Below are 21,484 nucleotides of genomic sequence, written 5' to 3'. Positions count from 1 at the left end.
AATATGAAATTCTTCAAGAATAAACTGGCAGTAACTGTTATAGTACTGTCAGTTGCCTTTTTAGGAATAATTATATTTACTGTTAAGAGTGATTCTAAAAATCCAATTTCAGGTGGAGTTGGTACTGTTTTAAACCCTGTGCAGAAGGTTGTATACACAATAAGTGATAAAGTTCATGATGTCTTTGATTTCTTCTATAACTTTTCAGATGTTAAGAATGAAAATAATGATTTAAAAAAGAAAAATTTAGAATTAGAAAATCAATTAGTTGAATACAATGAGTTAAAGCGTCAAAATGATGTTTTAAGAGGAATAGTTGATTTTTCTAAGGAAAATAATCAATATAAATATATCGGTACAAACATAATAGGAAAAAGCGGAAATAGCTTTGTAGAAGGTTACACTATTGATAAAGGATCAAGTGAAGGGATTAAAAAAGATTACATAGTGATTTCTCCAGAAGGATTAGTGGGAGTTGTAACAGAAGTTCACTCAAACTGGTCAAAAATACAGACTTTATTAAATGAAAACGTAGCTGTTGCAGCAACTATTGAAGGAGATAGCAATTCAGGAGACGGAATAGTTAAAGGATATAGAAATGGTAGTGAGATGCAAGCAGAGATAACTAACTTACCTATGAATTCTACAATAAAAGAAGGTGAGACAGTAGTTACTTCAGGCCTTGGAGGATATTATCCTAAAGGAATAAGAATTGGTGAAGTAACATCAGTACAATCAGATGATGTTAAAGTTATGAAAACCGCTATATTAAAAACATATGTTGATTTTAATAATTTACAAGAATTATTTGTAGTTGTACCACCATCAGAGAGAGATGGTATAGTTAAGTATTAGAAAAGAGGGAGTAAAGTGAAAAGATTAATACTAATATTAATATGTCTTTTACTATTTATAGTAGATAATACTCTGGTACCTTTTTTCTCTATAAAAGGTGTTTATCCTAGTTTATTATTCACCTTTGCTGTACTATATGCTCTTATGAGTGGGTATTGGGAAGCGGTATTTATAGGAGTTTTATCAGGTTTCCTTCAAGATGTTTATTTTGTAAATGTCTTTGGGGTAAATATGTTAGTAAATATGTTAGTGTGCTTAATAGCTGCGTATATTGGGGAAAGTGTATTTAAGCATAAAAAAACAATTCCGGTACTATCAGTAGGTTTACTTACCATAATAAAGTTTTTTATAGTGGCATTTATATTAAATTTAATTAATATAAGAATAAACTTATTAAGCTTTTGGATTATGGTACTTTATAACGTAGTTATAGGATTCTTTATGTATAATTGGGTTTATAAATTATGCAACAGAGATCTTATGAAAAGAGAATGGAAAATAAGTGAAAAATAGGTGGTTACATGAGAAGTTCAATAAATGGAAAAACGCCTATAGATAGATATAAAATTCTCATAGGAATAATGATAATAGTATTTGTATCTATAGTAGCAAGATTAGTTTATCTTCAAGTATTTAATTATGAAGAATTTAAACAAAGAGCTGATACTAGATCTATGAGATTTCTATCAGAACAGGCTCCAAGAGGTAAAATTTATGATTCAAATGGGGACATTTTAGCTACTAATAGACAAACATACACATTAACATTTACTGAAACAGATGAATCTAAGAAAAACTTTTATACTACTATAGATAAAGTTTATTCTATTTTAAAAGAAAATAATCAAAGTATATTAGATAATTTTAAGATTAGAATTAATGAAAATGGAGAACTTTATTTTGATGTTTCAGGTGATACTGAAAAACTAAGACTTTTAAAAGATATTGGAATGGGTGATAAGGTTAAAAATGTTCTTTTTAAGAATAAAGAAGGAGATTTAACTGCTGAGGAAGAAGATCAAATAGATAAAGAGCTTCTAAAGATTACTCCAGATGAGGCTTTTAATTTCTTAGTAAAGGAATATCAATTATATGACGTTTTAAATCCTACAGAGGAAGAGGCTAAGTCATATAAAAATATGGAACCAAAAGAGATAACAGATATATTGTTAAAGAAATATTCTCTTCAAGATATAAGAGGATATATGCTTGTTAAAAATGCTATGAAAATGCAAAGTTTCTCAGGATATAAACCAGTTACAATAGCTAAGGACATAAACAAAGAAACTGCATTTATATTCTATCAAAGGCTTAATGATTTACCAGGGATAGATGTAAGTATAGAGCCAATGAGATACTATCCATACAATGAATTAGGTTCTTCATTCTTAGGATATGTAGCTTCTATAAATGGAGATCAAAAAGCTAAGTATGAAGCAAGAGGATATGATGCTTCTACTGATTTAATAGGAAAAGCTGGTATAGAAGCAGCTTTTGAAAGTGAACTAAAAGGTGTTAAGGGAGGAACTACAGTTAAGGTAAACTCTTCTGGTAGAAAAAAAGAGGAGCTTTATGACTTAGAATCTTACCCAGGAAATAATGTACATTTAACTATAGATAAGGATATTCAATATTCAGCAGAAACTTCAATGAAATATCTTTTAGATTTTCTTCAAACAAGGAATACAAGGGATTCCGATGTAAATACTAAGAACGCAACAAGAGGAGCGGCAGTAGCTATAGAAGTAGATACAGGAAAGGTTTTAGCTTTAGTTAGTTATCCAGGATTTAATCCAAATGAGTTTGCTAAGGGAGAGTTAGATCCAGTTGTGGCAAAGGAATACTTCCAACCAGATTACGAAGCCTTTGCACAGCAATTTATAGCTAGAAATGCTTTAAATAAAACAGTAGATGATCTTTTCCCTAAAAATTCAAAAACTGGATTAAGGGAAGATTTATATGATCTTTATCCAAAAAGATTCTATAATTATGCTACTTTAGGGATGATTCCACCAGGATCTACTTTTAAACCTGTTACCAGTGTGGCTGCCTTAGAGGATAAGGTTATAACTCCAAGTTCAACAGTTTATGCTAATGGGCAAAACTTTGGAGGAACATATCCAGAGATATTTGGTAAAAATCCTGCAAACTGGCCAAGAGATAAAAACTATACAGGATATGCAGATTTATATACTGCATTAGAACATTCATCAAACTCATATTATTTTGACTCTGCCGTAAAGATGTATTATAAAAATGGTGGAGATCCATATGGAGATGGAAGATATAAGAAGAGTAGTACGGAAGCTTTAGATTCTATTGCAAAATATGCATGGCAGTTTGGATTAGGTGTTGATCCAAATTCAGATAAAAAGGCTTCAACAGGAATTGAAATATCTGAAAATTTTGGTCAGGTTTATAATTTTGAATCTTTTAAAAATCAAACAATAGCTCTTATGAGATTTACTTTAGTTGATTCTCTTGAAAAGGGAACCTTTGTTAATTCTCCTTCTCCTGATTTTCCACAGGTGAATATAGGGGTTAATGATAGGGATTCTAAAGAGTTAGCAGCGGCTAAGGAATCTATAAAAAAAGATATAGAGAATTCTCTAAATAAGCTTGGAGATGGAAATACTATTGATGAAAAAGCTTTAAGTGAGTCTTTAAAAAAGGATTTTAAAACTTTATATAATTTAGATTCTGCCTATCAAGAAAGTATTAAAAACTTTAATGGAATAAAAGGTAAGGATGAAGATGAAAAAGTTGATAAGGCAATAAACTTAACAGTTCAAAGAATAGTTGCATGGGTTGTGGGAGATATTGCTTACCAAATAGTTTCACCAAGAAACCTTACTGACTCTGCTATAGGACAGAGTATAAGTAACTTTACTCCTGTACAGTTAGCAAGTTATGTGGCAACCTTAGCAAATGGAGGAACAAGATATAAGACGCATTTAGTTGATAAAATAACTGATGCTCAAGGAAACTTAGTAGAAGAATTTAAACCAGAAGTTTTAAATAAGGTTGATATGTCAAAAGCTACTTTAGATGCTGTTAAAGAAGGTATGAGAAGGGTTAATGCTAATGGGTCAGCAAGTTCTATAATGTCTGGATTCCCTATTGTAACAGGAGGTAAAACTGGTACTGCTACTTTCAGAAATGATCAATCAGATTATGGAAGAACAGACTACGGGGTTTATATTTCCTTTGCTCCACTAGATAATCCTAAGATTGCTGTGGCAACAGTTCTTTATGATGGTGGTCATGGATATTATGGATCATTTATAGCAAGAACTATTTATGAAACTTACTTTAGAGATCAATTAAAGAAGGATTATCCTGATTATAAGCCTAAAAATCTAGATTTCAATGCTTATGATTATTCATTGAATCCACCTTTAGAAGCTATCAAGGATTCAAATATAAATAGTAAGGTAGAAAATGCAGAATTAGATTCTTCGGGAAAACCAGTTGAAGGATCACAAGATAATAGTTCTGAAAATAAAAAAGAGGATGATAAATCTCAAAATAATAATCAAGATAACAATAATCAAAATGATAAAACTAAAGTAGATGAAAATAAAGCTCATTAATATAAAACCTACAGAATTAATTTCTGTGGGTTTTTAAATTATTATTACTATTTTAATGAAATAATTAAACAAATTATAAATAGGTTTTTAAAATACGATTGATTTTTTCAAAATTTTACTACTTTATTTCATAAAGTCCTTTTATAAATTAAAAATACTTTATATAATATAAAGTGAGAATTAATTTATTGTATAATTTACCTTAAGAATAAAAGGGGTTGGATACTTGGAGGATAGTAATTTACTATGCGTGATGATAGAATTTTTATAAAAGGAAATAAACTAGGAATAAATGCCATAATAAATATGGACAAGTTTGGTAATTTTGATGAAATGCTTGATTCTTTAGTAGAGAAGTTAAGTAGAGGAAAAAAGTTTTATAAAGGGGCTACTTTAACTGTAACTACTGATTTAAAATATATAAATGAAAGACAAATATCAAAGTTAAAAGATGTACTTTTTGATGAGATACTTATAAAGGATTGTATATTTGAAGAACGATTAGAAAAGCAAAGTAGTGTTTTTTCGGGAGTTTATGAGGGAAGAACAAAATTTGTAAGAAAAACTGTTAGAAGTGGTCAATGTTTAAATTACGCAGGTAATTTGATAATAATTGGTGATGTTAATAATGGGGGAGAAGTTAGAGCACATGGAAATGTAATTGTGCTAGGTGACTTAAAAGGAAAGGTTTTTGCAGGAGATAATGGAAATGAAAATGCCATAATAGCGGCCTATTCTTTAGAACCAGAATTAATTTCTATATCAGGTAAAATAACAATATCACCGGATGATTTTGAGAAAACAGGATATCCGGAGGTGGCTAGATTGAATGAAAATAATATAATTGTAGAGCCTTATTTACCGGATAAATATTCTTATTAATATTACATAATTTAATGGAGGGAAAGTAATGGGAGTATCGATAGTAATAACATCAGGAAAAGGTGGAGTTGGAAAAACAACTACTACAGCTAACATTGGAACAGCTTTAGCGGCACAAGGGAAAAAGGTAGTCGTTGTTGATGGAGATACAGGTCTAAGAAACTTAGATGTGTTAATGGGATTAGAAAATAGAATTGTTTATACAGTAATTGATGTAATTGAAAATAGATGTAGAACTAAACAAGCTTTAATAAGAGATAAGAGATTTAATAATTTATACTTATTACCTACTGCTCAAACAAAGGATAAAAATGATATAAGTCCTGAGCAAATGTTAAGATTAGTAAATGAATTAAAAGAAGAGTTTGATTATGTAATTTTAGATTGCCCAGCTGGTATAGAGCAAGGATTTGAAAATGCCATAGTTGGGGCAGATAGAGCTATCGTAGTAGTTAATCCAGAAATAACTTCTGTAAGAGATGCTGATAGAGTTATTGGAAAACTTGATGCTAAAGGATTAGAAAATCATGAGGTTATAGTAAATAGATTAAATTATGAAATGACTAAAAAAGGTGATATGCTAGACATTTCAGATATTATAGAAACTCTTTCTGTAAAACTTTTAGGAGTTGTTCCAGATGATAGAAATATAACAGTTTCTACTAATAAAGGAGAGCCTATAGTACTAGATGAAAAAGCAAGTGCAGGACAAGCATTTAGAAATATAGGTAGAAGAATAATAGGAGAAGATGTTCCAATAATGGATTTAAACACAGAACATCAAGGAATATTTAGTTCTATATTAAAGTTGTTTAGAAGAGGGTAGGTGAGAGAAAATGAGTTTTTTAAATGTTTTTTCTAGTAGACCTACGCCGAAACAAGTTGCTAAGGATAGATTAAAGGTTATTTTAATCCATGATAGAGGGGAACTATCAGATGAAGTTTTAGATAAAATAAGACTTGAAATATTAGATGTGCTTTCTAAATATGTAGAGATTGAAAATGAGGATGTTGACATAACTGTTACAAAATCAAATCCAATAGAAGGGGAATCACCATCTTTAGTAGCAAATATACCAATAAAAAATATAAAAGGTAAAGCTAGATAATTTAAAAATATAAGCTATTTCAAATTTTTTGAGATAGCTTTTTATTAGTCTTTTAAAAAGTTCAGAATTTTGTAATTGAAAATAGGTAAAAATAAAGTATTATATAAATAGTTATGTTAAATAAATAAAATTTATGGAGGTACTATAATGCTTAGTAGACTAAAACTAGATAGTAAACTAAGAAGAGAAATTGATTATAAGCTTTTAGTATCTATGATATTAATAGTACTGTTTGGAATATTAAACATATACTTAGGTACAAAGTCTCAAAGAGGATTTTTTTTCGCTAAGAAACAGTTAATATGGTTTATAATATCAATGGCTGCATTGTACATAATATTACTTTGGAATTATAACATAATTTATAATTATGTTGAGATATTCTATTGGGGATCCATAGTTCTACTTATAATAACCAGATTTGCAGGAAGTGTAATAAATGGTGCTAGAGGATGGATTGTATTAGGTCCTGTAAGTATTCAGCCCTCGGAACTGGCCAAAACGGCCATGATACTTATGCTGGCCAAGAAGATGGAACAAGTTGATTTAAGAATAAATGACTTTAGAAATTTTATTAAGGTTGCCATGTATGCAATAATACCAATGATATTTATAGTTGTACAACCTGACATGGGTATGACTATGGTTTCATTTTTCATAGCACTTGGTATATTCTTTGCAGCAGGATTAGATATGAAAGTAATAGGTGCAGGGCTTTTATCAATAATAGTGGCAATAGCCTTAGTTTGGAATTCAGGGCTTATAAAAGACTATCAAAAGGATAGACTTGTTGGATTCTTAAACCCTGATGGAGATGAATTAGGTATAAATCTTCAATTAACTCAATCAAAAATAGGGATTGGATCTGGAGGATTCTTTGGAACTGGGTTAGATTTAAATGGAGAAGTTGGTGGTTATTCCTCAGAATTCGTACCAGAAAGGCAAACAGACTTTATATTCGCTGTAATAGGTGAACATTGGGGAACAGTAGGAGGAATGGTACTATTATTATTATACGCAATAATGATATATAGAATAATAATGACGGCCAAAACCTCTAAGGATATATTTGGCTCCATAATATGTGTTGGATTTGCCTCTTATTTTATATTTGCTATATTACAAAATATAGGAATGACAATAGGTATAATGCCTATAACAGGAATAACATTACCATTAGTAAGCTATGGAGGAAGTTCATTGCTTACAACTATAGTGAGTATAGCCTTGGTTTTAAACATATCTATGAGAAAGAAAAAGTTAAAATTCTAATAAGAATAAAAGTATTAAGATCAATAATGATTTTAATACTTTTATTTTTTTTTATATCTATTATATTTCACTTTGTAATAAAAGTTCTATAAGGTGCATAAAAAAAATATATATTAAGTATAATTAAAGATTTCTAGAAAGGAGAAGAAAAAATGGGTAGCTATAACAAAGAATATGAGAAGTATTATAGAAAAATAAATAAGACAAGAAAAACTTCTCCTAATCATGAGGTGAATTTCAAAACTAAAGGTTCTTATAAGAGAAGAGAGAAAGATAGTTTGGGAAAATACGTAATTAAGGAAGTTGTTTTCTCATCGATTTTAGGCTTTTTTATTTTTTCTAGCTTTTTTTTAATGGGACAAGTAGAAAATGAATTTTTAGTAGGATTAAGTAGAAAATTTAAAGAGGTAATATCAACTGATGGATACTATAAAAACTTAGATTTAAATGAAAGTAAAATAGTAGCTACTATTAGTAGTGGAATAAAGGATGGTTTTAATTTAGAGAATTCTAATTTAAAAAAAGAACCTAAACAAGCTAGTGAAGAAAAGGTATCTGAAAATAGTGGAGAAGTAAGTGCTTTTAATAATTTTCAGGTTATTGAGAAGGAATCTATAGACTTTTTAAAGGAAAGTAAGGTAATTCCTTTTAATGGAGAAGTCAAAACTTTGGAAAATAATAATTTAAAGGAAAAAAATCTTTATTTAAGTGGTTCAAAGGGAGAGGTAAAAAGTCTTTTAAAAGGAACCATAAGTGAAGTGAAAAATGAAAATGGAACATATACTGTGAAGATGAATTATTATGATGACTTAGAAGTTTTATATCACAATTTAGAAGAAGTGATAAAAAAAGAAGGGGACAGTATAGAAGAGGGAGATAAAATAGGTATTTCATCTGAGAATGAAAAAGTAAAAGGTGTAATAATTCAGGTATTATTTAAAAATGAGTATGTTAATCCAGAAGAAAGCATGAGGTTTTTAGGAGATAAGCAGTGAAAATCGATAAAAAGATAATTATACAGCTTGTTACATTTTTTATTTTAGGATTTAAATTTAACTTAGCTTTAGCTTTTTTTTGGATTATAATACATGAATTAGCTCATTATTTTGTTTTATTAAAATTAAATATAGAGTCAGAGAAATTTAAACTTCATATTCTAGGCGCTAGATTAGAGATAAAAGATTATGAAGATTTAAGTTCAAGAGAGAAATTAATAGTATGCTTTGCAGGTCCTATTTTAAATGGAATTGTTGCCATGATTTTTTTCTGCATTTATAAATTAATTTTTAAAAGTGAATATATTTATTCTACCTATGAAATAAATTTAGTCCTATTTATTTTTAATTTGCTTCCTACCTATCCCTTAGATGGAGGGAAAATATTAGGAGCGATATTAGAGGAGAAGATGATTTTTAAGGATGTCAATAATATATTGATTAAGATAAGCTATTCATTTGGAATAGCATTTATTTTGTTGTCTATATTAGGAATTGTGATTTTAGGTGAAATAAATATAACTAGTATATTAGCAGGAATATTTATAATCTATTTAAGTTATAATGAGAGAAGAAAGGTAATGTATATAATTATGGGTGATATAACTAAAAAGAGGGAACGATTAATTAATAAGAAATACATAGACAGTAGAGTAACTTCTGTATATTGTGAACAAGATATGGTTAATCTTCTTAGAATTATTGATAAAAATAGATTTAATATATTTTATGTTTTAGATGAAGAAATGAATTTGCTTTATGTCTTAAGAGAAAATGAAATAATAGAGACTCTAAAGACAATTGGAAACATTAATTTAAGAGAATATTACATTAAGTATAGAAAAGAATAAATATATTGGTTATAATTATTCTTTGTGATAGAATAGAAATTGTTAATATGAGAGAAGTATAAAGAGGTATACTTCTCTTTTTATTATAGATATTAGCTTTAATATTTTATAAAAATGTAGGAGGAAACTAAATGGTAAGAATAACTGATGATATTTTATATAGAGTTGAGAAGCCATCTAGATATGTAGGTGGAGAACTTAATGAAGTGATAAAAGACCCAAAAGAAGTTGATATAAGATTTGGATTTTGCTTCCCAGATGTTTATGAAGTAGGGATGTCTCACTTAGGATCAAGAATTTTATATCATGTTTTAAATCAAAGAAAAGATACATATTGTGAAAGAGTATATGCTCCATGGCCAGACATGGAAAAGCTTATGAGAGAAAATAATATTCCTTTATACGCTTTAGAAACTAAAGATCCTATAAATGAATTCAACTTTTTAGCATTTACTCTTCAATACGAAATGAGTTATACAAATATATTAAATATGCTAAACATGGGTGGAATTCCACTTAGAGCATCAGAAAGAACAGAGAAGGATCCTTTAGTAATAGCTGGTGGACCTTGTGCATATAATCCAGAGCCTTTATATGATATAGTTGACATATTCCAATTAGGTGAAGGTGAAGAAGGATTAAATGATCTTTTAGATCTTTATCAAAAACATAAAGATAACTTTAACAAGGAAGCTTATTTAAGAGAAGCTAGTCATATTCCAAGTGTTTATATTCCATCATTATATGATGTTACATACAACGAAGACGGAACAATAAAAGAATTTATACCTAAGTACGATGATGTACCTAAAAAGGTTAAAAAGAGAATCATAAATAACTTTGACCAAGTTGATTTCCCAGAAAGTTTAATAGTACCTTATAGTGAAATAGTTCATGACAGAGTTGTTTTAGAATTATTTAGAGGATGTACTAATGGATGTAGATTCTGTCAAGCTGGAATGATATACAGACCAGTTAGAGAAAAGAGCAGAAAAACTTTATTAGATCAAGCTAGAAAAATGCTTAAAGCTACAGGATATGATGAGGTTTCATTAGTTTCACTAAGTACTTGTGATTATTCTGATATTCAAGGCTTGGTAAAAGATCTTATAGAAGAGCACGGAAAAAATAATGTAAGTGTTGCCTTACCATCAATAAGAGTAGATGCTTTCTCAGTTGATCTATTAAAAGAAATTCAAAAGGTTAGAAAAACTGGTTTAACTTTTGCGCCAGAGGCTGGTTCTCAAAGAATGAGAGATGTTATAAATAAAGGATTATCAGAGAAAAGAATATTAGAAGCAGCTAAAAATGCTTTTGAATCAGGGTGGAGTACAATAAAATTATACTTTATACTTGGAGTTCCTTATGAAACAGTTGAGGATGCTGCAGAAATAGGATTATTAGCAGAAAAAATAGCTGATCAATACTTTGCTGTACCTAAACATATAAGAAATAAAGGACTTAGAATTACTGTAAGTACTTCTATTCTTGTACCAAAACCATTTACACCATTCCAATGGGCACCAATGGAAAAAATGGACATTGTAACTGAGAAAATCAATGCTGTTAAAGGTGCTATAAAATCAAGAAGCATAGTTTATAACTATCATGAGCAAAAAACATCATATATGGAAGCTGTTTTAGCTAGAGGAGATAGAAGACTTTGTGATGTATTAATAAAAGCTTACGAAAAAGGTGCTAAATTCGACGGATGGTCAGAATACTTTGACTTTGAATTATGGCAAGAAGCTTTAGCTGAGTGTAATGTAGATGGAGATTTCTATGTTTACAGACAAAGAAGCTACGATGAAATTTTACCATGGGATTTCATAGATATTGGAGTAACAAGAAAATATCTTGAAAGAGAAAATGAAAAAGCTAAAACTGGTGAACCTACTCAAAACTGTAGAAAAGGATGTACAGGTTGTGGAGTAAATGTAAACTTTAAAGATGGGGAGTGTTTTGAAGGTGCGATACTTAATTAAATTTACTAAAGATGCAGATATAAAATTTGTTTCTCACTTAGATTTAATGAGAACAATTCAAAGAATAGTAAGAAGAGCTGAGCTTCCAGTTGAATATTCAAAAGGATTTAACCCTCATATGGCCTTAGCAATAGCACAACCTTTATCAGTTGGTGTATATTCTGAGGGAGATTATCTAGACTTAAATTTAACTGAAGATATGAATGAAGAGGCAGTAAAAGAAAAGTTAAATGAATTCTCAGCAAATGGTATTAGATTTTTAGAAGTTTCAAAGAGTCCAGTTATACACAATGTTAAGAGATTACCAGCAGCTATGGCTCTTTTAGATGCTGCAAATTATACAATAAAAATAAGATATAATGATATTTCTAAGGCTGAAGAAGAAGTTAATGCTTTAATGGCTCAAAAAGAAATAATAACAATAAAAAGAACTAAAAAAGGTGAAAAAGAAGCGGATATAAAACCATTTATAAAAGATTTTAAATGTTGGACTAAGGACAATTATTTAATTGTAAATACAACTATAAGCTGTGGAAGTAGAGAAAATCTTTCAGCAGATCTTTTAGCAAATGTTATAAAAGAAAATACATCAAATGTTAATGAAGAAGCTTTCGTAGAAATAAAAAGAGTTGAGATGTATGCATACAAAGGGGATACATTAGTTCCTCTATATAAATACATCTAAATTAGGAAGTGAATTCATGAGAGATATATACGTAGAAAGAAGAGAAAATTTATTAAGGGTTGCCATAAAGAAAAATAATCTTTTAAGTGAGTGCTATATAGAAGAAGAAAGTCTAGAACCTGTTCAAGGAGAGATATATAAAGGCATAGTTAAAAGAGTAGTTCCAGGAATAAAGAGTGCCTTTATAGATATTGGGTATAGTAAACAGGCCTATATGATACTTGGAGAAGAGGAAAAAGATCTAAAACAAGGAGATGGAATAATTGTTGAAGTATTAAAAGAGCAATTTGGAAGTAAAGGGGCAAAAGTTACTTCAAAAATATCTTTAGCAGGAAGATATTGTGTTTTAGAAACTTCAAGAAATGATATTTCAATTTCAAGAAAAATAGAAGATCTAGAGTTTAAAAAAGAACTTGAAAATTCATTGATAAAACCAAGTGAATTAGGGGTTACTGTTAGGACAAAAGCCCAATCAGCTAGTATTTTTGAGATTCAAGAAGAAATAGAAGAACTATATAGAAACTATAAAGAGGTTATTAGAGAAGGTAAATTCTCCTTAAATCCAAAAAGATTATTGGGTAAAGGAGACCTTATTAATAAGATAATTAGAGATGACATTGATGCTTATACTTCTTCAATAATTGTTGATTCTATAGAAGATTACGAAAGAATAAAAGATAGTATTTCTAATTCTGAATATTTAAAAGTAATTCTTTATGATGATGCTAGAAGTCTTTTTGATTATTATGGTATTGAAAAAGAAATTCTTAGCCTTAGAAATAATAGAGTTAATTTAAATTGTGGTGGAGACATAGTTATAGAAAAAACAGAGGCTATGTATGTTATAGATGTCAATTCAGGTAAGAATACAAATCATAAAAATAAAGAAAAAACTGCCTATGAAACTAATAAAAATGCGGCAATAGAAATTGCTAGACAAATTAAAATTAGAAATTTAGGTGGAATAATATTAGTTGATTTTATAGATATGTATTCACAGGAAAACAAGAAAAAAATATTAGAAATATTAAAAGATGAATTTAAAAGTGATAGCCAAAGAGCTAAAATTTTTCCTTTTACAGAACTTGGATTGGTACAAATAACAAGATATAGAAAAGGAAAAAGTATTTATGAATATATAGAAGAAAATTGCTTAGCATGTAATGGTCATGGAAAGAGATTAAAGTTATCTTATATAAATCTTCTTTTAAGAAATGAGATTTTGAAGAAAAATGGAGAAGGAAAGATAAAAGATTTCCATATAGAAATAAACTCTATTTATGAAAAAGATATTAGAGGAAATATTTTTGAGTTTTTAAAAGAAATTGGAGCATTAGATTTAAATATTTACTTGAATTTTCAAGAATCTAAAGACTTTTATAAAGTAGAACCATTGATCTTTAAAAATCAAATAGAAAGCGTAAAAGAGTATTTGGTGAAGAATATCGAAAAATATTAAATTTAGCTTTACAAAAGGCTTTAGCTATGATAGAATGGCTTTTGTAAACCGCTCACGAATAGGTTTTAAAAATAACTTTAATTAGTTTACCTTAAGTGGCGAGACCGTTATGAGGAGGTGTTTTAATGTACGCAGTATTAACTACAGGAGGAAAACAATACAGAGTTCAAGAAGGAGACGTATTATTCGTTGAAAAACTTAACGCTGAAGTTGACTCAACAGTTGAATTAACAGAAGTTCTTGCAGTCGCTAAAGACGGAGAAATCAAAGTTGGTGCACCAGTAGTTGAGGGTGCTAAGGTTGTAGCAAAAGTATTAGCTCAAGGAAAAGCTAAGAAAGTTGTTGTATTCAAATACAAAAGAAAGAAAGACTACAGAAGAAAAAATGGTCACAGACAACCTTACACTAAGATCGTTATCGAAAAGATCGAAGCTTAATTTTCTGATATGATTAGAGTTAAATTTCAATCAAAAGAAGATAACATAATTTCCTTCACTATTAAAGGACACGCAATGGAATGCAGAGATGCTATTCTAGCTGGAGAGGCGTACGATATGATATGTAATTCCGTATCAGTATTATCTCAAAGTGCAATCATTGGTTTAGATGAGGTTTTAAAACTTAATGTAAACTATGAAATGAGTGATGGATATTTAAAACTAGATCTAAATGGGTTTAATCATGAAGAGATAGTTGAAGCTCAAGTTTTACTTAAAACTTTTGAAATGAGCTTAGCGAGTCTAGTCCTAGGGCTGGATAGCAGTTTAGGAAAGAAAACGCGTTGTAAATATATAGAGATAATAAAAGAGGAGGTGTAGACTATGTTAAAAATGAACCTTCAATTATTTGCACATAAAAAAGGGGTTGGTAGCTCAAAGAACGGTAGAGATTCTGAAGCTAAAAGACTTGGTGTTAAATGTGCAGATGGACAATTCGTTCTTGCTGGAAACATCTTAGTAAGACAAAGAGGAACAAAGATTCATCCAGGTGCTAACGTAGGTAAAGGTGGAGACGATACTTTATTCGCTAAGATCGATGGTGTTGTTAAATACGAAAGACTTGGAAGAGACAAGAAAAAAGCTTCTGTTTACCCAGTAAACGTAGAAGAAGTTATAGCTGAATAATATATTTAGTTTTATAAAAGCACCCTTACTTAGGGTGCTTTTTGATTAATAATAAAAAAATTAACCATATGAGAACATAGCATTAAAAAAGCTGTGTTTTTATATTAAAGTAAGGTTATAATATACTAAAAAGGAACATTTTATAGAGAAAGCAAGGTGAGAAAACATGTTTATAGATACGGCCAAGATATTTGTGAAATCTGGAGATGGTGGTCATGGTTCTGTTTCTTTTAGAAGAGAAAAATACGTTCCACTTGGTGGACCAGATGGTGGAGATGGTGGAAAAGGTGGAGATGTTACTTTTGTAGTAGATCCAGGAATGACAACTCTTTTAGATTTCAAATATAAGAGAAAATTCGTAGCAGGCAGAGGACAGGACGGTCAAGGTTCTAAATGTTACGGAAGAGATGGTGAAAATTTAACAATAAAGGTTCCAATGGGAACTATAATAAGAGATGTTGAAACTAATAAGGTAATGGCAGACCTTTCTCATAGAGATGATACATATACAATCTGTAGAGGTGGAAAAGGTGGTAAGGGAAATTGTAAGTTCTGTACACCTACAAGACAGGCGCCAACTTTTGCTGAGCCAGGAATGCCAGGGGAAGAAAGATGGGTTGCTTTAGAATTAAAACTATTAGCAGACGTAGGACTTTTAGGATTCCCTAACGTTGGAAAATCAACATTACTTTCAGTGGTAACTAAGGCTAAACCAAAGATAGCTAACTATCACTTCACAACTTTAAAACCTAATTTAGGAGTTGTTGCTGTACCAGGAATAGAGCCATTTGTTATGGCAGACGTACCAGGTATTATAGAAGGAGCTTCAGAGGGTGTAGGTCTTGGATTAGACTTCTTAAGACATATAGAAAGAACAAGACTTTTAATACACGTTGTTGATATTTCAGGAGTTGAAGGAAGAGACGCAGTTGAAGACTTCAAGAGAATCAACGAAGAATTAAAGAACTACAGTGTTAAACTTTGGGATAGACCTCAAATAGTAGTAGCAAATAAATGCGATATGTTATTTGATGAAGAAATTTTTGAAAACTTCAAAGCTGAAGTTAATAAAATGGGATTTGATAAGGTATTTAAAATGTCAGCAGCTACTTCACAAGGAGTAGAGGAAGTAATAAAAGAAGCAGCTAGAATGCTTAAAGATATTCCTGTTACTGATTTAGAAATCCCAGAAGATGAAAGATTCATTCCAGAGGATAAGAAGTTTACATATACTATAAATCCAATAGAAGAAGATGGATCAAAGGTTTATGTAGTAGAAGGTTCATTTGTAGACAGATTATTATTAGCTGTTAATGTAAATGATCCTGATTCATTAAGATATTTCCATAAGGTTCTTAATAATAAAGGAATATTCCATGAGTTAAGAGAAATGGGAATAGAAGATGGAGATATGGTAAGATTAAACGACTTTGAGTTTGAATACTTACTATAATTAATGGAGGATAAATAATGATAACAACAAAACAAAGAGCATATTTAAGAGGATTAGGTGCTAAATTAACTCCTATATTTCAAATAGGTAAAAATGGAATAGAAGATAACTTTTTAAAGCAAGTTGATGATGCTTTAGAAGCAAGAGAAATTTTAAAAATAAATGTTCTTGAAAATAGTGGATTAGAGACAAGAGAAGCTTCAAATTTCATCTGTGAAAGATTAGGATGTGAAGGGGTTCAATCTATAGGAAACAAAATAGTTCTTTACAGAGCATCAAAAAATAATCCTAAGATAGAATTACCTAAAAAAGGGAAGTAATATGAAAAAAATAGGAGTATTTGGTGGAACTTTTGACCCGATACACATAGGCCATATTTATATAGCTTATGAAGCCTATAAAATATTAGAACTAGATGAAGTTATATTCATGCCAGCAGGCAATCCACCTCATAAGAAGTGGAAAGATATAACTGATGAAATAATTAGATATGAAATGGTTAAAAAAGCTATAGAGCCATATAGCTTTTTTTCCATAAATAACTATGAAATAGAGAAAAAAGGATTGAGCTTTACTTATGAAACTTTAAGATATTTACATGAAAGTTTTAAAGAAGTAGAGCTCTATTTCATAACCGGAGCAGATTGTCTTATAAACCTAAATTCATGGAAAAATATAAATGAAATTTTTAAATTTAGTAATTTAGTGGTTTTTAATAGACCTGGATTTGATAAAAATGATTTATTAAAGAGGAAAGAAGAGTTTGATAGAGAATATTGTACTAATATAGTATATTTAGATTTACTTAATATAGAGATAAGTTCTACTCTTATAAGAGAAAGAGTTCATGATTCTCTAGAAGTTAAATTCTTTTTGCCGCCAGGTGTAGTGGATATAATAGATAAATATAATTTGTATAGGAGAGAGTAACTATGTGGTCATTAGAGGAAATAAATAATTATGTTAAAGAGACTATTAAGGGAAGTAGATACTCACATACTTTAGGGGTTGTTGAAACTGCTAAAGAACTTGCTAAAATAAATGGAGAAGATATACAAAAGGCAGAATTAGCTGCATTAATTCATGATGTAGCAAAATATATTCCTGTAGATGAACAAGTAAAAATATTAGAAGAGCATGGTTATGAACTAGATGAAATAACCTTAAAATCACCTCAAGTTTTACATGGATTTGTTGGTGCCATAGTAGCTAAAGAAAAGTTTGGAATAGAGGATGAAATGGTTTTAGATGCTGTGAAATATCATACTTTAGCCAAAAAAGATATGAGTACTCTAGAAAAAATAATATATATAGCTGACTATATTGAGCCAGGTAGAGATTTCCCAGGGGTTGAAGAATTAAGAGAAATAACAAGAGAAGATTTAGATAAAGGAGTATTAAAAGGCTTAGAAAATACAATTTTATTTGTAATAAAACAAGGCAATTTAATACATCCCTTAACTATAGAAGCAAGAAATTTCTTAATAATGCAAGAAAAATAATCAAATAATTGGAGAGGGTTATATGGGGAATGAAGAAAATAGATTTGAAAAAAGACAAGATAAGAAAAATATCAATAAAAAAAGCTTGGTAAAAAGAATAATTTTAGGTGCTTTAGCTTTTATTCTTATTTTTTTTATAAGTATTTTTGGATATTTTTATTTTAAATATGGCAGTTTTTTAGGGGAAGTTTTTAATATAGTTAAAGACGTAAAACAGGATGTAATAAAGGTTGAAGAGCCAATTAATGTACTCTTATTAGGAATGGATATTGGTGATACAAGTGATGTATCAAATAAAGATGCTAAAAGAACAGATACCATAATTCTAGCAAACTTTGATCCTATAACAAAAGAGGCTAAGTTAATATCTATACCTAGAGATACTAGAGTAAAAATTGGAGGAAAGTCTCAAAAAATAAATGCTGCTTACCCAATTGGGGGAGAAAAGCTTGTTAAACAGCTTGTTGGAAATATATTAGGGGTTAAGGTTGATTATGTTGTTAAAGTTGATTATGAAGGCTTTAGAGGCATAATAGATGCCATTGGTGGAATTGATATGTATATAGAGCAGGATATGAACTATGACGATCCAGGGCAGGATTTACACATACATTTCAACAAGGGAGAAACTGTACACCTAGATGGTAAAAAAGCTGAAGAGTTTTTTAGATGGAGAAAAAATAATGATGGTACAGGATTAGTAAATGGAGATGTTGATAGAATAAAAAATCAACAAAAGTTTATAAATGCTGTAATAGATAAGGTTTTATCAGTATCTACCATAACAAAGATAGATAGTATAGCAGAGATTTTAAATAAAAATATAGAAACTAATATTCCTTTAGATGTTACTGTTGCATATGGACTTAAAGGATTAGAGACTGATAAGAATAATATAAAAATGATGACTTTACCTGGAGAAGGTAAATATGTTGGAAATGTTTCTTATTATATTCCTGATGAAAAGGCTACTAAAGAATTAAGAAGTCAATTAAACAGTAGTAATTTAAGTGGAAGAAAAAATGTTATTCCTAGTGCTGCTAGAGGAGATTTATCCATAAAAGTTTTAAATTGCACAAAAATAAATGGCTTAGCTGCAAATGTACAAAAACAATTAAATGAAAACGGATATGATAAAGTTGATGTTGGAAATGGAGATCCAAGAGAAAAATCAGAGATTTTGATAAAGGATGAAAGTTCTAGAGCTTTTATGGAAAATGATTTAAAGATAGAGAATATTAAAAAGGGCATTTCATCTAAGTATGATGGAAATGGAACTTATGATGTAGTAATATTACTAGGAAAAGACTTTAAAAATTTCGGAGAGATGAAATGAGTATTTTAGAAAGTAAAATAACTAAAGAGTATGATAAAAGAAAAATAAGAGAGTTTTTAAAAGAAGAGTTAGGATTATCTTCAAGATTAATAAGAAGTGCAGCCATAGACAAGAGAATTAAGGTAGATGGTGTTGCTGTAAAGATGAACTATGTTGTTAAAACTGGTGAAGAGATAAAAATCGAGCTTTCAAAAAAGGAATCTCAAAATATTGAACCAGAAAAAATGGATATAGAAATAGTTTATGAGGATAGTGACATATTAGTTTTAAATAAGAAACCTTTTATGGTTGTACATCCTACAAGAAGCCATCCTAATGGAACCTTAGCTAATGGTATATTATATTACTTTAAAGAGAGTAATCAAGATTGTATAGTTAGACTAGTTAGTAGATTAGATATGAATACTTCAGGACTTATAATCATAGGTAAAAATCAATATGCTCATATGGTTTTATCTAATGAAATGAAAACTGATAAATTTCAAAAAAGATATTTAGCTATAGTTCATGGAAATTTAGAAGAAAAAGAAGGAACTATCAATAGACCAATTTATAGACCAGCAGAGGATACTATAAAAAGGGTTGTAGATGAAAGAGGGCAAGAGAGCATAACTCACTACAAGGTTATAGAAAGTTATAAGGGTGCTGATTTAGTTGAATGTTTACTAGAAACAGGAAGAACACATCAGATAAGAGTGCATCTAAGCAGTTTAGGTCATCCTATATTTGGAGATTCTTTATATGGAACAGAGGATGAAGAGTTTATATCAAGACAGGCACTGCATGCTTATGGATTAGATTTTTATAGTCCAAAGACAAAGAAGCCTTTAAGCTTAAGGGCAGATCTTCCAGAGGATATGAAAGAGTTAATAAATAAATTAAAAAACAAGTAGTTTTAAGCATTGGCTTAAAACTACTTGTTTTTTAATTATAAAAATATGAATTACGTTTTTTTCTATTTCTTATTCTTTTTATAGTTGATATAAGTCTAATCATAAATAGTATTAAGATTATTAAAAATATTAAACCTATAACACCTAAAGCTATGTAAAATCCACTAAAACCCTTTAATTTAAACATAAGTTTTTCAAAACTTGTATAAGTTATATCATTACTATTTAAAAGATTTAAGGTTTTATAAGGAGTATTTCCAATCATAAGTGTTCCAGTAAAAGAATCAGTATCTTTTAATATGTCAGTACCCCTAGATATAGGTTTAGTTGCTTTTACTGAAAAGTCTATGTTTAAATTTTTCTTTATTTCATCTGTAGATAAGTTCTCTATTTCAGAGTTCTTAAATGTTTTATAAATATCTTCAGGAACTACTAAAGATAAGGTGTTCTTATCATCAATGTAATATTCTTTTACAACATCATTTTTAGAATATAATTTAACTAAAGAAAAATTATCAAAGCCATAATCTAAAAGATTTTTTGTATCTTCATAGTATTGATCCTTAGTGTCATAACCTAGTAGGGTAAGGATTAATTTTCTATCACCCCTTTTAGCTGCACAAGTAAATGTATGCCTTGATTTAGTTGTATATCCTGTTTTGTTACAAAAAATATCTTTATTATAATATGGGCTTGTTTGGTGAATAAGTTGATTATTATTATTTGCCCATATAGGTTCTCCACTTACAATGCTTTTAGGCATTTCATAAACTGTTTTTTTTGTAATTTCATCAATTATTGGATTTTTTGAAGCTACATTCATTATTAGAGCTAGATCATAAGGGGTAGTCATATGATCATCCTCAAAAAGTCCACTAGCATTAACAAAGTGAGTATTTTTAGCTCCTAATTCTTCTGCACGCTCATTCATAAGCTTTGCAAACTTTTCTTCAGAGCCAGAAATATGTTCAGCTAAAGCTACAGCAGCATCATTAGCTGATTGTATTAATAATGCATTAAGCAATTCTTCAACTGTATATTTATCTCCTTCTTGAAGACCAACACGGGTTCCTTCAGCTAAAGGAGGATTCTTTCCTATAGTAACAACATCATTTAAGTTAGCTTTTTCTACTGTAAGTAAAGCTGTCATAGTTTTAGTAGTAGATGCAGGAGCAAGTTTTTCATTAGCATTTTTTTCAGCTAAAACCTCCCCTGTAGTCCCATCCATAAGAACCATTCCTTCACCTTTAATTTCCGGTACATTACTTTCAGCAAAAACATTAGTACTTAAAATTAAAGAGAAGATAAAAGCCATAGATATTATAAAATTAAGTTTTATTTTTAAATTCTTAAACTTTATACTCATAGAGCCTCCAAAATTTTTAATTTTAATTGCAATAATTATTATAACAATAATAGAGTATATTTTCTATAAATTTGTATTAATTTGGTACTCAAAAATGGAGAAATTGTCAATAATGTTAAAGAAA

The 21,484-nt window shown here is 29.4% G+C and carries 22 protein-coding genes; 21 read left to right on the top strand and 1 reads right to left on the bottom strand.

Translation table 11 applies throughout. From position 1 onward, the window contains the following. Window positions 1–3: 3 nt before the first annotated feature. From mreC to GOM42_RS11715, 21 genes are all read left to right on the top strand, one after another. Window positions 4–855, top strand: coding sequence for a rod shape-determining protein MreC (mreC, locus tag GOM42_RS11815; protein WP_003452517.1), 852 nt, complete (start codon window positions 4–6; stop codon window positions 853–855). A 15-nt stretch (window positions 856–870) separates the two neighbouring features. Beyond that, the gene (gene mreD, locus GOM42_RS11810; protein WP_003455077.1) at window positions 871–1,368 is read left to right on the top strand and encodes a rod shape-determining protein MreD; all 498 of its coding nucleotides are present in this window, start codon (window positions 871–873) and stop codon (window positions 1,366–1,368) included. 8 nt (window positions 1,369–1,376) lie between these two features. Next, window positions 1,377–4,448: a penicillin-binding transpeptidase domain-containing protein gene (locus GOM42_RS11805; protein ID WP_003455183.1), complete on the top strand. Its 3,072-nt coding sequence runs from the start codon at window positions 1,377–1,379 to the stop codon at window positions 4,446–4,448. A gap of 246 nt (window positions 4,449–4,694) precedes the next feature. Beyond that, the gene (minC, locus tag GOM42_RS11800; RefSeq protein WP_003452463.1) at window positions 4,695–5,330 is read left to right on the top strand and encodes a septum site-determining protein MinC; all 636 of its coding nucleotides are present in this window, start codon (window positions 4,695–4,697) and stop codon (window positions 5,328–5,330) included. Window positions 5,331–5,358: 28 nt separating this feature from the next. Then, window positions 5,359–6,156, top strand: coding sequence for a septum site-determining protein MinD (minD, locus tag GOM42_RS11795; RefSeq protein WP_003452408.1), 798 nt, complete (start codon window positions 5,359–5,361; stop codon window positions 6,154–6,156). 10 nt (window positions 6,157–6,166) lie between these two features. Further along, window positions 6,167–6,439: a cell division topological specificity factor MinE gene (gene minE, locus GOM42_RS11790; protein ID WP_003452508.1), complete on the top strand. Its 273-nt coding sequence runs from the start codon at window positions 6,167–6,169 to the stop codon at window positions 6,437–6,439. Between the two features lie 147 nt (window positions 6,440–6,586). After that, window positions 6,587–7,711, top strand: a complete 1,125-nt coding sequence (rodA, locus tag GOM42_RS11785) for a rod shape-determining protein RodA (RefSeq protein ID WP_003454998.1) — start codon at window positions 6,587–6,589, stop codon at window positions 7,709–7,711. 152 nt (window positions 7,712–7,863) lie between these two features. Further along, window positions 7,864–8,706, top strand: a complete 843-nt coding sequence (locus tag GOM42_RS11780) for a peptidoglycan DD-metalloendopeptidase family protein (protein ID WP_003454782.1) — start codon at window positions 7,864–7,866, stop codon at window positions 8,704–8,706. After that, window positions 8,703–9,557, top strand: coding sequence for a site-2 protease family protein (locus GOM42_RS11775; protein ID WP_003455164.1), 855 nt, complete (start codon window positions 8,703–8,705; stop codon window positions 9,555–9,557). The genes GOM42_RS11780 and GOM42_RS11775 overlap by 4 nt, the downstream gene beginning before the upstream one ends. Window positions 9,558–9,688: 131 nt before the next feature. Next, window positions 9,689–11,542: a TIGR03960 family B12-binding radical SAM protein gene (locus GOM42_RS11770; RefSeq protein ID WP_003455015.1), complete on the top strand. Its 1,854-nt coding sequence runs from the start codon at window positions 9,689–9,691 to the stop codon at window positions 11,540–11,542. Further along, complete coding sequence (locus GOM42_RS11765; protein ID WP_003455013.1) at window positions 11,526–12,227, top strand: TIGR03936 family radical SAM-associated protein; 702 nt, start codon at window positions 11,526–11,528, stop codon at window positions 12,225–12,227. The genes GOM42_RS11770 and GOM42_RS11765 overlap by 17 nt, the downstream gene beginning before the upstream one ends. Window positions 12,228–12,243: 16 nt before the next feature. Then, the gene (locus GOM42_RS11760; protein WP_003455169.1) at window positions 12,244–13,686 is read left to right on the top strand and encodes an Rne/Rng family ribonuclease; all 1,443 of its coding nucleotides are present in this window, start codon (window positions 12,244–12,246) and stop codon (window positions 13,684–13,686) included. Between the two features lie 125 nt (window positions 13,687–13,811). Further along, the gene (gene rplU, locus GOM42_RS11755) at window positions 13,812–14,123 is read left to right on the top strand and encodes a 50S ribosomal protein L21 (protein ID WP_003452389.1); all 312 of its coding nucleotides are present in this window, start codon (window positions 13,812–13,814) and stop codon (window positions 14,121–14,123) included. Window positions 14,124–14,132: 9 nt separating this feature from the next. Beyond that, on the top strand, window positions 14,133–14,504 hold the full coding sequence (locus GOM42_RS11750) for a ribosomal-processing cysteine protease Prp (RefSeq protein ID WP_003478582.1): 372 nt from the start codon (window positions 14,133–14,135) through the stop codon (window positions 14,502–14,504). 3 nt (window positions 14,505–14,507) lie between these two features. Further along, complete coding sequence (rpmA, locus tag GOM42_RS11745; protein ID WP_003454907.1) at window positions 14,508–14,810, top strand: 50S ribosomal protein L27; 303 nt, start codon at window positions 14,508–14,510, stop codon at window positions 14,808–14,810. Window positions 14,811–14,976: 166 nt separating this feature from the next. Next, on the top strand, window positions 14,977–16,263 hold the full coding sequence (obgE, locus tag GOM42_RS11740; protein WP_110077258.1) for a GTPase ObgE: 1,287 nt from the start codon (window positions 14,977–14,979) through the stop codon (window positions 16,261–16,263). A gap of 17 nt (window positions 16,264–16,280) precedes the next feature. Continuing rightward, a complete protein-coding gene (yhbY, locus tag GOM42_RS11735) occupies window positions 16,281–16,583 on the top strand; it encodes a ribosome assembly RNA-binding protein YhbY (RefSeq protein ID WP_003453740.1) in 303 nt (100 codons plus the stop codon). A 1-nt stretch (window position 16,584) separates the two neighbouring features. After that, a complete protein-coding gene (gene nadD / locus GOM42_RS11730) occupies window positions 16,585–17,193 on the top strand; it encodes a nicotinate-nucleotide adenylyltransferase (protein ID WP_003453701.1) in 609 nt (202 codons plus the stop codon). Between the two features lie 2 nt (window positions 17,194–17,195). Beyond that, window positions 17,196–17,765: a bis(5'-nucleosyl)-tetraphosphatase (symmetrical) YqeK gene (yqeK, locus tag GOM42_RS11725; protein ID WP_003454731.1), complete on the top strand. Its 570-nt coding sequence runs from the start codon at window positions 17,196–17,198 to the stop codon at window positions 17,763–17,765. A 22-nt stretch (window positions 17,766–17,787) separates the two neighbouring features. After that, window positions 17,788–19,101, top strand: a complete 1,314-nt coding sequence (locus GOM42_RS11720) for an LCP family protein (protein WP_011591057.1) — start codon at window positions 17,788–17,790, stop codon at window positions 19,099–19,101. Further along, the gene (locus GOM42_RS11715; protein ID WP_003455017.1) at window positions 19,098–19,994 is read left to right on the top strand and encodes an RluA family pseudouridine synthase; all 897 of its coding nucleotides are present in this window, start codon (window positions 19,098–19,100) and stop codon (window positions 19,992–19,994) included. The genes GOM42_RS11720 and GOM42_RS11715 overlap by 4 nt, the downstream gene beginning before the upstream one ends. A 31-nt stretch (window positions 19,995–20,025) precedes the next feature. Here the strand turns inward: GOM42_RS11715 and GOM42_RS11710 are convergent, their stop codons facing one another. Continuing rightward, window positions 20,026–21,360 carry a D-alanyl-D-alanine carboxypeptidase family protein gene (locus GOM42_RS11710; RefSeq protein ID WP_003455081.1) on the bottom strand — a complete coding sequence of 445 codons (1,335 nt, stop codon included), beginning with the start codon at window positions 21,358–21,360 and terminating at the stop codon, window positions 20,026–20,028. Window positions 21,361–21,484: the final 124 nt, after the last annotated feature.

Origin of the sequence: Clostridium sp. 16K-1-R1 (genome assembly GCF_023921145.1) — a bacterium.
Classification (GTDB): Bacteria; Bacillota; Clostridia; order Clostridiales; family Clostridiaceae; genus Sarcina; species Sarcina perfringens.
The sequence above is the reverse complement of the archived record's forward strand: the minus strand, read 5'-3'. Positions and strand labels throughout refer to the sequence as shown.